We start from the raw sequence: 14,773 nt of genomic DNA on the forward strand, positions 1-14,773 counted from the left end.
TTGAGGGATTGAGGGATTGAGGGTCGCCCGCTCAGTGGCTTCGCCACTTTCACTTTCACCCTCACTCTCACTTTCACTCCGAAGGCGTTCTCGGCCGGCCTCCACCGGCCGGCCTGAGGGGGAGTAAGAGAAGGAGGAAGAGTAAGAGTGAGATCTGAAAACGGACCCTCACTCCACCCTGCTGCGTCAGGCTGCCCACATGTCTCCCCTCTCGTTCGCTCCGTGGCGCACGCTCCGTCAGCTGTTACTGTTCCCCTGTCTCGCGCTCGTTGCCATCGCTGCCACCCGTCCCGTGGCGGCGTCCGCCGCCGACCGCGTCGACCTCGATCTCTCCGGCCCGGGCTGGTCGCTGTGGTTCGATCGCGATGCCCCCTGGCGCGACGACAAGCTCCACTTCCCCGCCCCACCGCTCAACCAACTCCCCATCCACCCGCCCACCGGCGGCTGGGCCAGCCTTGCCTCGTCCGCCGCCAAGCCCGTCTCTGTTCCCGGCACGGTCGAAGAGTACCTGCAAACCGTCCCCGGCCCCGCCGGCGATCTCACCGGCGTCAGTTGGTGGTCACGCACGATCACGCTCCCTGCCGCTTCTGCTCCGCGCACCGTTCTGCTGCGTTTTGAATCCATCCGCCAGCGCGCCGAGGTCTTCGTCAACCGCCAGCTCGCCGGCTACGACATCGTCGGCAACTCGCCGCTCGAGTTCGACATCACCCGCTTCGTCACGCCCGGCCAGCCCTGCGAGATCGCCGTCAGGGTCACCGACCCCGCCGGCAACTTCGACTGGCGTGACTCCCAGCCCATGCTCTGGGGCAAGCACGCGTTTCCGCTCAGCCATGGCTTCGGCGGCATCACCGGACGCGTCCGCCTGGTCGTCTGCGCCCCAGTCCACATCGCGGATATCTACGTCCAGAACACGCCCGCCCTCACCACGGCCAACGCCCACGTCACGATCCGCAATCCCGGCCGCCAACCGGTTCAACGCGACGTCATCGTGCGCGTGCGTGAACACTCCCCGGCTCCCGCCTCCGTCGGCGCCGCCCCGGCAACCGTCCTCGAAACGACGCTCACCGACATCACGCTGCAACCCGGCGAGAACGTCGTCACCGCCCGCCTGCACGTCCCACAGGCCCGCCTCTGGGACGTCGACCGCCCCAACCTCTATGTCTGCGAAGCCAGCCTGCGCAGCTCCGCCCCCGTCGCCGACGCCGACGCTGACTCCGCGTCCCAGACCTTCGGCTTCCGCTGGTTCGCCATCGACGGCATCGGCCAGGACGCCGTCCTGCGCCTCAATGGCCGCCGCTTCGTCGCGCGCACCGCGATCAGTTGGGGCTTCTGGCCGATCAACGGCATCTACCCAACGTCCGAACTCGCCGCGCGGCAGATCCGCACCGCCAAGGCGATGGGGTTGAACATGCTCAATTTTCACCGCGCCATCGGCAACCCCGTCGTCCTGGAGCAGGCCGACGCACTGGGCCTGCTCTATTTCGAAGAACCGGGCGCCTACAAATCCGTCGACCGCGAGCCGTTCGGCCAGCCGCTCGCGCGCGAGAAGTTCCTTCGCATGGTCCGCCGCGACCGCAGCCACCCTTCCCTTGTCATCTACAATCTCATCAACGAGTGGGACTCCCGAAACCCGCACCCCAACCCGGCTGAGATCGCGCGCCACCGCGACGACATGGCCGCCGCCCGGGAAATCGATCCGAGCCGGCTCATCCTTCACACCTCCGCCTGGGCCCGCGGCGTCGACATCGAAGACCCCGCCAAGCTACACTTTCGCCCCTTCGACGCGCAGCCGTACTTGAATGGCTGGTACGACGTTCACCACGCCGGCGGTCCCGCCACGTGGAACGAGAGCCTGTATCGCAACCCCGACAACTTCTACGGTCGGACCGAAAACCGCCGTGAAGTCGTCTTCTGGGGCGAGGAGGGCGCGATCTCCACCCCGCCGCGCCTCGACCGCATCGCCGCCGAGCTCAAGGCCGGCCCGCGCCTCGGCTGGGACGGCGCCATGTATCTCGATTGGCACGCGACGTTCACCCGATTCCTCGACGAAAAGCATCTCCGCGCCGCGTTCCTCACGGTCGATGCCCTCACCTGCGCCATGGGCGCCGTCTCGCTCGGCCATCAAGGACGCCGCATCGAAAACATGCGCATGTCCAACGTCGGCGACGGTTACGCCATCAACGGCTGGGAAGCCGAGATCGTCGAAAACCACTCCGGTGCCGTGGACTGCTTCCGAAACCCCAAGGCCGATCCGGCGATCATCGCCTACTATAACCAGCCGCTCTACGTGGCCGTGAAGCTCCGCACGACCGTCGTGCATCCGCCCGCCGCGCTCCTCGCCGATTTCTACATCGTCAACGAGACCAACCTCCACGGCCCGCATCAGCTCGAGATCGTCACCCGTGACGCCGCCGGACGCGAACTTGCCCGCGCGCAGCGCGCCGTCACCGTCACCGGCGGCGATACCTTCGGCGAACTGATCGCCGCCGCGGTTTCCCTGCCACTCGACGCCACTGTTCACGGCTCCCTCCGCGTCGATGCCCGGCTGCTCGACGCCTCCGGCGCCGAGCGTGCCCGCGGCCACGACGACGCCGTCGCGGTTGACTGGCGCGGCGTTGACGTGCCCGGCAGCGGCGCCGTCTGGGAAACCGAGGACCACGTGGGGCGCTTCCTCACCCAGGAAATGCACCTCGCCGCCCCCGCCTTCCGCCCCGACGCCCCGCGACTCGACTGGATCGCCGTCGCCCGTGGTCCGGCCGAGGGCGAGCCCACGCCCCTGCCCGCCAGCCGGCTCACCTTGCCGGACGGCTCCGGGCCGGGACTGCGCACCACGTTCTTCCGTGACCTGCGCCTCACCGACAAAGTCCACGAACGTATCGACCCCGCCGTGACGTACGCCGTCGATGATGGCGCCGCGCCCGATCCCGCGTTGTCCGTCATGACCAATTACGGCGTGCGCTGGGAGGGCCGCCTCACCGCTCCCGCCGAGGGCACCTACACGTTCGTCGCCCGCGCCAGCGGCGGGGTGCGCCTGCTCATTGACGGCCACCTGGTCATCGAATCGCAGCTCGCCCGCAATCCGCCGCCCGTGCGCGGCTCAGTCCCCCTCCGACGCAACCAACCGGTGTCATTCACGCTCGAGTTGCGGCATCTCCGCGGCAACGCCGCGTGCGAGGTCTCCTGGATCGCCCCGGAAACCGACTCCACCATCGCCCCGTCCATCCTGGAACGCGTCCGCCGCGACGGGACCACCCTCGTGATTCTCGAGCGCGCCGAATCGTGGATGCCGCTGATCACCGGCGCGGCCAACCCGGTGGTGACCTACGATGGCGCGTTCAAGGTCGGCAAGGCCTGGCTCGGCGGCATTCACTTCGCCCGCGAGCACCCGCTGTTCGCCGGTCTCCCCGTCAACGCCGCTCTCGATTGGCCGTACCAGGCAGTCGTCCGCAACGGTGACGAACGCACTGGGCTCCTGCTTCACGGCGAAGACCTCGCCGCCGGTTGCTACCACAGCTACCCGATGCAGCTCGGCACCGCCGTGGGCGTGATCCCCTTCGGCCGCGGCAAGATCGTCTTCTCCACGCTGGACATCTGCTCGCAGCTCGACTCCCGCGAAGGCCCCGCCCACGTCGCCCGCCGGCTCCTCCTCAACTACCTCCGTTTCCGCTGAAGAGATCGCTGCCGCGATTTCTTATGGACCGGAAGGAGGCGTGGAATACGCCACGAAGATCCTCCGCCCCGCGGGAAGGATAGGATGTCCTGAACGCACCCGCACCGCGTCGTCCGGCATTCTCCATTCGCCATTCTCAATTCTCCATTAGCTGCCGTGCGTCGGCAGCCGCCGGCGCGAGGCAGCGTCAGGCCGCCCCCACTTCGCGGAAGCATGCCTCGACGAGATGCGCCGGCACGTTCTCGGCCGTGACGGAGTCGCCGATTTCCTTCAGCACCACGAAACGCAGGCCACCGGAGCGCACCTTCTTGTCGCGCTTCATCGCCGGCAACAGCGCGCTGTACGGCAGCGGTCGTTGCAGCCGCACCGGCAGCGCGTGCGCCCGCACCACGGCCTCGACCCGCTCGGCGTCGGCGGCGGTCATGTAGCCAAGCTTCTGTGACAACCGCGCGGCGCCGTTCAGACCGATCGCCACCGCCTCGCCATGCAGGTACGTGCCGTAGCCCGCCGCATTCTCGATCGCGTGGCCGAAGGTATGGCCAAGGTTCAGCAACGCCCGCCCGCCCGTCGCCGCCGTCTCGCGCTCGTCCGCCTCGACGATCCGCGCCTTGGCCGCGCAGCACCGGCGCACCACGTCCGCCAGTTCCGGACTGTTCACCGTCACCGGCGCACGTTCGAGCTGCTCAAAGAGCGCGCGATCGCCCAGCAGCCCGTACTTGATCACCTCCGCCATGCCGGCCGCGAACTCCCGCGCCGGCAGCGTGGCCAGCAGACGCGTGGAGATGAAGACCGCCCGCGGCTGGTGAAAGGCCCCGACGAGATTCTTGCCCGCCGCGATATTGATGCCCGTTTTTCCGCCAACGGAGCTGTCCACCATCGCCAGCAACGTCGTGGGCACCTGCAGAAAATCGATTCCGCGCAGCCACGATGCCGCCGCAAAGCCCCCCAGGTCACCCACTACGCCGCCGCCGATGACCAGCAGCACGCCATGCCGGTCGACCTGCTGGTTCGCCAGGAAATCGAGCACCGCCCCCAGCCCGGCGAGCGACTTCGCGCCCTCGCCCGGCTCGACCGCAAAGATCGGCAGGCCCGCCGTCACCGCCGTGATCCACTCCGACTGCGCCGCTTGGACGCGCGTATCCGTCAGCACCACCACCTTGCGCCCCGCCGCGGCGAGCTCCGCGAGCGTCTGCCGGATCGTCCCGGCCAGATCCGTCCCGAAATGGATCGGGTAACTGCGATCGCCCAACTGGACGGTGAGAGTGTCAGCCATGCCTCGGTTAAAGGGAGCGCCCTCCCCGGCGACAAGACCCTTTCCGCCTCCGCCAAGCCTACGGCGGACAGGTCCGCCCACGGCGGCTCGCAGGTTCAGCGTCTGCTCCCGCGCCTTCGCCAAGCCTACGGCCGGAAGCCAGAAGCCAGAGGCCGGAGGACGGAGGACGGAGGACGGAAGGCCAGAAGCCGGAGAATGGAGGCCGGAAGCTGGAGGCCAGCGGCGAACTGGTTGAATGGGCGGGGCACAGAGTTCACAGAGCTCGGAAGAGGGCACCGAGCTTCTGCCCTTCGGCTTCCGACGCTGGCCTCCGGCTTCTGACTTCTGTCTTCTGGTCTCCGTCCTCCGGCTTCCGGCTTCCGGCTTCAGCCCTTCAGCCTTTCAGTCCTTCAGCCCTTTCTTCCCGAGCTCCCTTACGACCTCGCCTGCCGCAGCCAGGCCGAAAGCCCCGGTCACGAACACGCCCGTGCCAAAGCCGCTCGCGCAGTCGAGCCTCAGGTTCGAGCCCGGCTCCGGCTCTGCCGCGCAGGTGCCGTCGGCCCAGGGAAAGACCTGCGGCTCCTCCGACCACACACAGCGCACACCAAAATGCATCCGGCCGCGCTGCGCGCCGGGCGCAAAGCCATGCTCCCGCCGCAATGTCTTCCGCACCAGCCGCAGCAGGCTGTCCACCGACGCCTGCCCAAGATCGCCCGTCCGGATCTGCGTCGGATCCATCCGCCCGCCCGCGCCCCCCGAGGTCAGAACCGGCCAGCCGCGCTGCTTCGCGCTCGCGATCAGCAACGCCTTGGCCGGCACCTTGTCGATCGCGTCGACCACATAGTCGAACGGCCCCGCCAGCAGCCGCTCCGCCGTCGAACTCGTGAAGAACTCCGGGAGCGCCGTCACCCGGCACGCGGGATTGATCAGCCGCACGCGGTCGGCCAGCACCATCGGCTTCGGCCGGCCAATCTGCCCGTCCAGCGCCGGCAACTGCCGGTTCACGTTCGTCACGCAGACATCGTCCATGTCGATCAGCGTGAGCGCGCCCACGCCGCTGCGCGCGAGTCCTTCCACAACCCAGGATCCGACCCCGCCCAGCCCCACGACGCACACGTGCGCCGCGGCCAGCCGCTCGAGCCCAGCCCAGCCCAACAGCCGCCCCACCCCGCCGAAGCGGTCAAGGTAGTCGGCCGACAATTCAACTGCGGTTCCAGAGGTCATCCGGCCCAACCTCTAGGCGTCGCGCCCTCGTCGGCAAGCGCGCGGACGCACCGGCCGAACCGGTGTCCATCCCACGCCGCCGCCGCAACGCTGCGCGCGCCGCGGTCCCGGGGCCTGGATTTGCCTCGTCAGGCGCGTCCCAAGACGCGCCCGAACCTCAAATGCTGCCTTCGTTGCGCGCCCACTGGATGGCGTGACGCACAAGTTCGGCGCCCGACTCCAGGTTGAGCTTCAACTTCAGGTGCTCGCGGTACGAATCGATCGTCTTGGAGCTGAGGTTCAGCTTCTGCGCGATCTGCCGCGTGCTGTAGCCGTTGCCAATCAGCTGGAAGACCTCCATCTCGCGGTCGCTCAGCGTGTCGATCGAGAACACCATGCCGTCGCCCTTCTTGTTCACGAAGCGGTGCAGCATCTTCTCCTTGATCTTGTCGCTAAGGTAGATCTCACCCTGCAGCAGCCGCTGGATGGCCTGGATGATTTTCTCGCCGGCCTCCTGCTTCATGAGATAACCCATCGCGCCCGCGCGCAGCGCGCGCTCGGCGTAAAGCCCCTCGTCGTGCATCGAGACGATCAAGACGGGGAGGTTCGGCGCCTGCACCTTGATGTTCTTCGTCAGCTCGATGCCGTTGGTCGTCTTCAGCGCGATGTCCACAATCGCGAGGTCCGGCTGCAGCTTGCTCACCAGCTCGATCGCGTACGCCGCGTTGTCGGCCTCGCCGCAGACTTCCAGATTGGGCTGCTGGTTGACCAGCGCCTTCATGCCCTGGCGGGTGATCGGATGGTCGTCGACGAGCAACACCTTCAACTTCGGGGGCTGGACCGGCAGCGTCTCCGGTTCCATCACCGTCCCCGTGGTGGCGGTCGGCGCGGCTTTCTTCTTGGGTTTCATGGTGTCAGCTAAGGTATTCACGACGGGTATACGAATCGACATTCCACTGTGGTGCCCGCGCTGGGTTGCGAGGTGATGTTCAGTGTGCCTCCGATCATCGCCGCGCGGTAGGGCATGAGATGGAGACCACTGCTCGGCCGATGCTTCACCTCGGGATCGAAGCCGCAGCCGTCGTCCTCAATGCGAAGCACTTTGTTTTCCTGCGAAAAATCCAGGGTCACGGTGATGTGCTGCGCGCCCGAGTGCTTCACCGCGTTGTTGATCGCCTCTTGCGCGATCCGGTACAGGTGCAGCGCCACCGTCGAGTCACAAGGTGGCATCGTGCCGGCCGAGACAAAGCGGCAGTCCGTGTTGTGCATCCGCTGCACCTGGTAGGTCAGGTCCTCCAGCGCCGTGTCGAGGCCGGCCGTTTCGAGCTGCACCGGACACAGGCCGCGCGCGAGCGCCCGCGTCTGCGCGATTGCCTCCTGCACCAGGCTGGAAATCGTAGCCGCCTCCTCCGCCTCCGAACGCTGGTTGGCGCTGAGTTTGTCGCGCAAGGCCGCGCTCAGGCAGGAGATGCCGGTAAGGTACTGGCCAAGGCCGTCGTGCAGGTCACTGCCGATGCGGTTTTTCTCCACGTCGCTCACGCGCAGCAGTTCCCGCTCGATCATTTTCCGCTGCGTGATGTCGCAGCCGAAGAACAGCGCCCCGCGGTCGAGTTCGTGGTCAAAAAAGAGGAACACGTCCGCGAACCACTCGGTGTCCTCGTAGCGCGACGTCAGCACCGAGTTGACCGCCCCGCCCGCCAACGCTTCCGCCACCGAGGGCTGGAGCTGCGGATAGAGGTCGGCGAGCCGGCGACCGATAATCGCCTCGGGATTCATGCCGTACTGCTCGAGCTTCTGGCCCTGCGCCTCGACGACCACGCCGTCCGGATCCAGGCGCCCCACCACCATGGGCAGGTTCGCCACGAGCCCGTTCAGCAACTGGCTCTTCTGCTTGATGGCCTTCTCCGCCTCGACCCGTGCCGTGACGTCGATGGTGAAGCCCATCGCACCGGCCCCCCGGCTCCGGTCGAAGCGATAATAGTTCTCGAAGTGGCAGGTCTTGTCGCCCTGCGTCACTTCCGACGTGAAGTTCGCCGACCCGCCGCCCAGCGCCTGCTGGATCGAGGTCTCCGCCTGCGGGAACAGCGAGAAAATGCTCGCCCCGTTCAATTCGTTGTCGCGCAACCCGAGCGCCGCCAGCGCCTGGCCCCGCGCCTCGCGGATCGTGCCGTTCTCATCCACCCGCGCCACCGCCACGGGCAGCGTCGCGAGCATGCCGTTCAGAAATTCCGACGTCTTGCGGAGCGCCTCCTCCGCATTGATGCGGGTTGTAATGTCGATCGCCGCGAGGCCCTGCAGCGCCCGCCCGTTCTGCTCCACCATCGGGAACGAACTGATCAGCCAGTGCCGGTTCGCATGGTAGAAATGCGTCGGCACCTCCGCCGCTCCGCCGTGCTGCTGGAACCGTACGATGGCTTCGACCGTGAAGTGCCGGCTGAAAATCTCGTTCTGGAACAGCAGCGCCGAGGTCGTCTCGTCGTAGATGCACACCGCGCAGGGCACGCTGCGCATGAAGAGCTGCAGTTGCGCCTGGCTTTGCCGCAGCGCCGAGAGCATCGCCGCATGACTCCGCGAGTACCGGATCGCCCGCTCCAGCCGCGTCGTGTCGAGCGACGACTTGCACAGGTAATCCGCCGCGCCCGCGTCCAGCGCCGCCTGGTCCACCTCGGGATTCTCCGAGCCGGTCAGCAGGATGATCGGCATCTCGCAGGAGTCGGCCTGCAGTTTGCGCAGCAGATCCAGGCCCGTCGTGCCGGCGAGCCGGTAGTCAAAGAGCCCGACATCGGGCCGGCGCTCACGGATCGCCTCCAGCGCCGCCTCCTCGGTGGGCGCCCACTCCAGCTCGTATTGGAAGGTCACGCTCTTGCCCAACAGGACCTTTACGAAGGCAAAATCATCCTCGTTGTCATCGAGCACCAGCACGCGCACGAGCGCGCCCCGCGCCCCGCGACGCGGACCCAGCGCGCCGAGCTTCAGCGGCGGCAGCGCCGTGGGCGCCAGGGCGGGAGAAACGGCATCCGAAATCTTCATGGGCACGACGAAGTCCAAGCCGACGAAATACGCTGCGGTTCCTGGTTTGTCCAACGCCCCGCCAAAATCCGGGTTTTGGCCAGGGGCTCCGGAGCATGCGTCCGCCGGGGAAACATGCAACTCGGGTTTCGGGAGGGAGACAGTGGAATCATGCGGAACAAAGCAGCGGCATGGACGTTTGCAGGAGAAAACCCACCGCCACATGACGGTATCATCCGCCGCGCCATCGTCACAATCAGGACCCCGCCCGGCAGCGCCATCGGGCGAATTCCTACTTGGCCCCGCACGGGGTTCCCGCCCCATGGTGCGTCCTCGAACTGCGGCCCAGGATGCGGGTGTGTTCGCTCTTCGGATTAGCCCTCCCCTCCCGCTGGCCGTGATGGCCCTGGCCGCCGTCTGCGCGCCCTCGGCGGGAGCCCAGCCGGTGGCACCGCCCACCGGCGCCAGCACCGCCGCGGCCGAGCGCGAAGCCGCCGCGAGCTCGCTCCGCCCACTCGAACGCGACTTCGTGCTCGCCAGCGTCAGCAATGCCCGGACCCAGGCCGAGTTGTCGCGCCTCGCCGTCAGCCAGGCCACCGCGAGCGCGCTGCGCGACTTCGCCCAGCAAGTCGCCGCCGACTACAGCGACATCAATCGTTCCCTCGAAACGCTCGCGCGGCGCAAGGCGCTGCCGGTGCCGCTGCAGCCGGTGTCGTTTTCCGAGCGCTACCGGGCGTTCGCAGAACGCAGCGGCGCGGCCTTCGACCGCGCGTACCTGCTCGAGGCGACCACCGCCAGCCAGCACGCCCTCCGGCTGTGCGAGGACGCCGTACGCCATGCCCGAGACCCGGACGTCCGCGATCTCGCCGGCCGCATGCTGCCCACGCTGCGCGAGCACGTGAACCTCACCACCCAGCTCCTCAAGGATCTGTAGGTGACGCGTGGGGCGCGCGACACCACCGGCCGCCCTTCGCCATCGTCAGAAGAGCTGCAACTCATGGCCTTCGTGGCGCAGCGCCCGCCGCGCCTCCGTGCGCCAGACCCACAACTGCAGCTCGGCCTCGCGGGCATAGACCTTCGCCTGCTCCGGCGGCTCTCCTTCCTTCCGAGCAATCTCAGCAGCATAGGACGCAATCTCCTCGGGCGACGGGTGAGCGGAAGGGGAAAAGAGACTTTGAGCGGAACGTACTCGGGAAGCGGAGGGTTTCATGGCGAACACCGAACGGATTTGGGAGGGGTTGAAGCATGGAAGGCGGTAAGCCGACCGGGATAGCTGGAGATCGGCACCTTCGTCACCGCGGCCAACCACTTAACCACTTGCGCAGGCGCCCGCCAATCCGGCGCCCCGCCGTTTCCCGCTTGCGGCAATCTCCGATGGCGAGTCGGAGCCGCGGGGGCCCCGCCCCGTGGCAGGTTGCCACCGTTCCCTTTCGCGGGAGCGGCCCCATTTTGCTTCCGCCGACACGCGTTACCTTGCCGTATGCCACTTCGAAAAATTCCCCAGACCCAAGGGCCCAAGATCAACCTGCACGGCCGGGGCACCGGCGGCTTCACCAAGGGTGACGTCGAACGGCGCGCCAAGGAGCTCGCCGAAATCGACAATCGCCTGGTCGTCAGCAACGAGGACCGCGAACGCGCCCGCGCCGAGCTCCTCGACCGCCATCTGCCGGAGGCCCTCAACGAGGACGCCGACACCTCCCGCACGATGTCCCGCGATCCAAGCGATCCTGCCTCCTCCCGCGGACACCAGGTTCCCAACTACATTGAGGCCGACGAGGAGACCTCCCTGCAACGTCTGGCCCTCGACGGGGTTGAGGAGGCGCAGCACGACCAGATGACCGCCGCGCGCTCGACCGAGGAGCCGTTTCGCTCCCAACCCAAGTCCCGCTCGCGTCGCCGGCCCCCGGGCCAATCCTGAACGCTCGGCCCCACCGCGGCGTGGCCGGCCGCTTCCGTATCCGCCACCGCCGGCCTGCCGCGTCGCCGGTTCAACGCGACCGCAAAAATCGTGCCCGGCAGGGATCAACTGCTTCCCGCGCCGGACAATGCCGCGGTGGTATGCTTCTCAACTCCTGGCCGATTCGTGTCCTGATCAGCCGCGCCGCACGCGCTTACGGGTTCCTCGATCCCGTGAAGCTCGTCGCCAAGATTCGCAGCTTCGCCCAGCCCTCCGAATTCTCGGAGCCCATCGAGCTGCTCCGCGCCGGCATGCTCTTCCACGCCCGCGGCCTCGTGAACACCAAGGCCATCCAGAACAACCTCGACTGGATCTGGCCCTACTGGGTCGAGCGCCAGTTCAACCCCGCCGACGAATCCTTCATTCCGCGCGCGTTCTCCTTCAGCCACATCAATCTCACCCACCGCAACTGGACCGCCGTCGGGCTGCCCGACGTTCCGTTTTACCCGATCGTCGATCCGCGCGGGCTTGTCACCCCGCTCTTCGACGGCTGGTCGCTCGACTTTTGGCTCCTCCCCACCCGCCAACAGATTCTCGCTCCGGCCCGGCTCCCGGAGTTTTCCCAGCAGCTCGCCTGCGACCCCAACCTCCACGTCCGCTCCACCGCCCGCTGGGGTGATATCTCGCTCGAGATGGATGTCGCCCTCGCGCTCCACAACCTGGAGCCGCACTGCACCGTGAGCCTCAGCCCCGTCGGCCTGCGCGAGGGCTTCGTCGCAGTCTCGCTGCGCCCGTACAACCCCGAGGGGATTAGCTTCGTGGAAAAGGTCGCCGTGTCCGCCGATGGCGGCGGCTGGATCGTCAACGGCCGGCATCCCGTCCTCTTCGACCGGCGCCCCGAGCAGATCATTCTCTCGACCTACACCCACGGCGACGCCTCCCACCGACTCACCGAACCGGTGCCGGAAACCACTGTGAGCTGTAGCGTCGGGATGGCCACCGCCGTCGCCCTCTTCCGAATCGACGGCCTCCGCGAACATCCGCTCGAGGTCCGCACGCCGATCTACAACGAGCTCGAGCCCAACAAGCGCCCGGTCGTCACGCGGCCCGTGTCGTGGGCCGACGCGCGCTCGCGCTTCTCCGCGCTGCGCATCTCCGACCCGCGGCTGCAGCGGCTCTACGATCTCGCGGTGGCCAATCTGGTGCTGCACGCGCCGCGCGAGGTCTATCCCGGTCCCTACACGTACAAGCGGTTCTGGTTTCGTGACGCCGCCTTCATCCTGCACGCGATCCTCGCCCTCGGGGATATCGAGCGCACCCGGCGTACGCTCGCGCTTTTCGCCCCGCGCCAACGTCACGACGGCTATTTTCTCTCGCAGGAGGGCGAATGGGACTCCAACGGCGAGGCGATCTGGATCTACCACCGTTTTGCCCAGCTCACCGGCGAACCGCTCCCGGAACCCTGGCTCAACGCCATCGAGAAGGGCGCGCGCTGGATCATCCGCAAACGGCTGCCCGCCGACAGCGGCCTGCCCGAGGCGGGCCTCCTCCCCGCAGGGTTCAGCGCGGAGCACCTCGGTCCAAACGACTTTTACTACTGGGACGACTTCTGGGGCGTCGCCGGGCTGCGCTGCGCCGCGGACCTCCTCCGCGATCGCGCGCCCGACACCGCGATCGAGTTCACCCGCGCCGCCGCCAATTTCATGGCGACGATCGAGCGGTCGTTCCCCCAGAGCCCCCATCGCCGCTTTCCCGGTGCCATCCCGGCTTCGCCGCGCCGGCGGATGGATTCCGGCGCCATCGGATCGATCGTCGCCGACTACCCGCTGCAACTCTTCACCCCGCGCGATCCACGGATCCTCAAGACCGCCGACTACCTCCGCGATCACAGCAGCTTCGAGGGTGGCTTCTTCCAGAACATGATCCACTCGGGCATCAACGCGTACCTCACGCTGCATCTCGCGCAGGTGCGGCTCCGCGCCGGTGAGGTCGAGGCCGCCCATCAGCTCATCAACCGCGTCGCCGATCTCGCGTCGCCCACCGGGCAGTGGCCCGAGGCCATCCACCCTCGCACCGGCGGCGGCTGCATGGGCGACGGCGAACACATCTGGGCCGCCGCCGAGTGGGCGCTCATGCTGCGCGCCTGTTTCGTCCGCGAAGAGGATGACGGGCTCGTGGTCGCGCCTGGTGTGCCGCCGGCGTGGTGGCGCGACGAGCCCGCGACCTTCAGCCGGACCCTGACACGGTATGGAGAGGTTTCCGTCGAGGTCGCGCCGGCAGCCGCCGGCCGGGCCGTCGTCACCGTCAAGGGCAACTGGCGCGGCGCCCCGCCCCACCTGGTGATTGCCCTGCCCGGCGCCCGGCCGCAGGCGCGCCGCGCCGCCGGCCCGCGGGAGGAATTCCACCTGGAGGTCGCCCCATGAAAGTCTGCATGATGACCAACACCTACCTGCCGCACGTGGGCGGGGTCGCGCGGTCCGTCAGCACCTTCGCGCACGAGTTTGTCCGTCTCGGCCATGAGGTGCTCGTCGTCGCGCCCAACTTCGACGGCAAGCCGCTCCCACCCGAGCGCGAGGCCATCGTCGAACGCGTGCCCTCCCTGCAGAACTTCAACGGCAGCGACTTCTCCGTACGCCTCCCGTTTGCCGCCGCGCTTTCGGAGCGCATCGACGCTTTCCAGGCCGACATCATCCACGCGCATCACCCTTTCCTGCTCGGCGACACCGCGCTCCGCGTCGCGCTGAACAAGAACGTGCCCATCGTCTTCACCCACCACACCCGCTACGAGGACTACACCCACTACGTGCCGTTCTCCGAAACGCTCCGCGAGGTCGCGATCGAGCTGCCCACGCACTTTGCCAACCTCTGCGATGGCGTCATCGCCCCCAGCGAGAGCATCGCACGCCTGATTCGAAAGCGTGGCGTGACGGCGCCAATGACAGTCGTGCCCACCGGGATCGACGTGGCGGCGTTTGCCCAGGCCAACCGCGCCCGCGGCCGCACGCGCCACGGCATTTCCGCCGACGCGTTCGTCGTCGGCCACGTCGGCCGGCTCGCCCCGGAGAAGAACCTGCCGTTCCTGGGCGAGGCGGTCGCGCTCTTCCTGCGCGAGCACCCCCACGCCCGCTTCCTCGTCATCGGCGACGGCCCCGGGCGCGCGGAGCTCGAGGCGCAGTTCACCGCGCACGGCGTGCGTGAGCAGTTGATCCTCGCGGGCAAGCGCACCGGCGCCGCCCTGCGCGAGGCGTACCGCGCGATGGACCTGTTTGCCTTCGCCTCCCGCAGCGAAACGCAGGGCATGGTCGTCGCCGAAGCCATGGCCGCCCACCTGCCCGTCGTCGCCCTCAACGCGTCCGGGGTTCGCGAAGTCGTCGACGCCGGCAACGGCGAACTGCTGCCCGCCACGGCGACCTCCGCCGACTTCGCCGCCGCCCTGCAAGCGCTCGCGGATGATCCCGGGCGGCGCGGCGCCCTCGCCACCGGCGCGGCGACGGCCGCACACGCATTTTCCCGGGAGCGCAGCGCCGCCCGCGTGCTCGCGTTCTACGAAGAAATCCGCCGCGCCACCCGCGCCCGCCGGCTCCTGCACGACCTCCACCCGTGGGCCGCGCTCCTCCAACGGGTCGGACTCGAGTGGGACATCCTCTCCGCCCGCACCCAGACACTCGCCGCCGCCGTGTTCAGCGACAAGGAGAGCACCGACAACAAGCCGGCCGAGCCCACCGCGGCGGCCGGTCGCTGA

At 68.0% G+C, this 14,773-nt stretch carries 10 protein-coding genes; 5 read left to right on the top strand and 5 right to left on the bottom strand.

Annotated elements, in window-relative coordinates; genetic code table 11:
• The first annotated feature begins 199 nt into the window (after positions 1-199).
• Entirely contained in the window at positions 200-3,670 is a 3,471-nt protein-coding gene (locus DB354_RS06410; RefSeq protein ID WP_107834615.1) for a PA14 domain-containing protein, read from the top strand.
• A 187-nt stretch (positions 3,671-3,857) separates the two neighbouring features.
• Here the strand turns inward: DB354_RS06410 and aroB are convergent, their stop codons facing one another.
• The 4 genes from aroB to DB354_RS06430 all read right to left on the bottom strand — a co-directional run bounded on the left by aroB (position 3,858) and on the right by DB354_RS06430 (position 9,155).
• The gene (gene aroB, locus DB354_RS06415; RefSeq protein ID WP_107834616.1) at positions 3,858-4,943 is read right to left on the bottom strand and encodes a 3-dehydroquinate synthase; all 1,086 of its coding nucleotides are present in this window, start codon (positions 4,941-4,943) and stop codon (positions 3,858-3,860) included.
• Between the two features lie 381 nt (positions 4,944-5,324).
• Positions 5,325-6,146, bottom strand: coding sequence for a tRNA threonylcarbamoyladenosine dehydratase (locus DB354_RS06420; protein WP_107834617.1), 822 nt, complete (start codon positions 6,144-6,146; stop codon positions 5,325-5,327).
• Positions 6,147-6,303: 157 nt separating this feature from the next.
• A complete protein-coding gene (locus DB354_RS06425) occupies positions 6,304-7,035 on the bottom strand; it encodes a response regulator transcription factor (RefSeq protein ID WP_233256572.1) in 732 nt (243 codons plus the stop codon).
• Between the two features lie 17 nt (positions 7,036-7,052).
• Positions 7,053-9,155 carry a PAS domain-containing protein gene (locus DB354_RS06430; RefSeq protein ID WP_158277393.1) on the bottom strand — a complete coding sequence of 701 codons (2,103 nt, stop codon included), beginning with the start codon at positions 9,153-9,155 and terminating at the stop codon, positions 7,053-7,055.
• Between the two features lie 379 nt (positions 9,156-9,534).
• On the opposite strand from DB354_RS06430, the gene DB354_RS22240 reads away from it, so the two are divergent.
• On the top strand, positions 9,535-10,068 hold the full coding sequence (locus tag DB354_RS22240; protein WP_158277394.1) for a DUF4142 domain-containing protein: 534 nt from the start codon (positions 9,535-9,537) through the stop codon (positions 10,066-10,068).
• 45 nt (positions 10,069-10,113) lie between these two features.
• Here DB354_RS22240 and DB354_RS06440 read toward each other — a convergent pair whose 3' ends face one another.
• Positions 10,114-10,344 (bottom strand): hypothetical protein, encoded by a 231-nt coding sequence (locus DB354_RS06440; protein WP_146180133.1) that lies wholly within the window; start codon positions 10,342-10,344, stop codon positions 10,114-10,116.
• Between the two features lie 270 nt (positions 10,345-10,614).
• Between DB354_RS06440 and DB354_RS06445 the strand changes: the two genes are divergently transcribed.
• The 3 genes from DB354_RS06445 to DB354_RS06455 all read left to right on the top strand — a co-directional run bounded on the left by DB354_RS06445 (position 10,615) and on the right by DB354_RS06455 (position 14,773).
• On the top strand, positions 10,615-11,052 hold the full coding sequence (locus DB354_RS06445; protein WP_107834620.1) for a hypothetical protein: 438 nt from the start codon (positions 10,615-10,617) through the stop codon (positions 11,050-11,052).
• A 140-nt stretch (positions 11,053-11,192) separates the two neighbouring features.
• A complete protein-coding gene (locus DB354_RS06450; protein WP_107834621.1) occupies positions 11,193-13,454 on the top strand; it encodes a hypothetical protein in 2,262 nt (753 codons plus the stop codon).
• Entirely contained in the window at positions 13,451-14,773 is a 1,323-nt protein-coding gene (locus DB354_RS06455; protein WP_233256573.1) for a glycosyltransferase, read from the top strand. Before DB354_RS06450 ends, DB354_RS06455 begins: the two co-directional genes overlap by 4 nt.

The sequence above is a fragment of the Opitutus sp. ER46 genome (genome assembly GCF_003054705.1).
Classification (GTDB): domain Bacteria; phylum Verrucomicrobiota; class Verrucomicrobiia; order Opitutales; family Opitutaceae; genus ER46.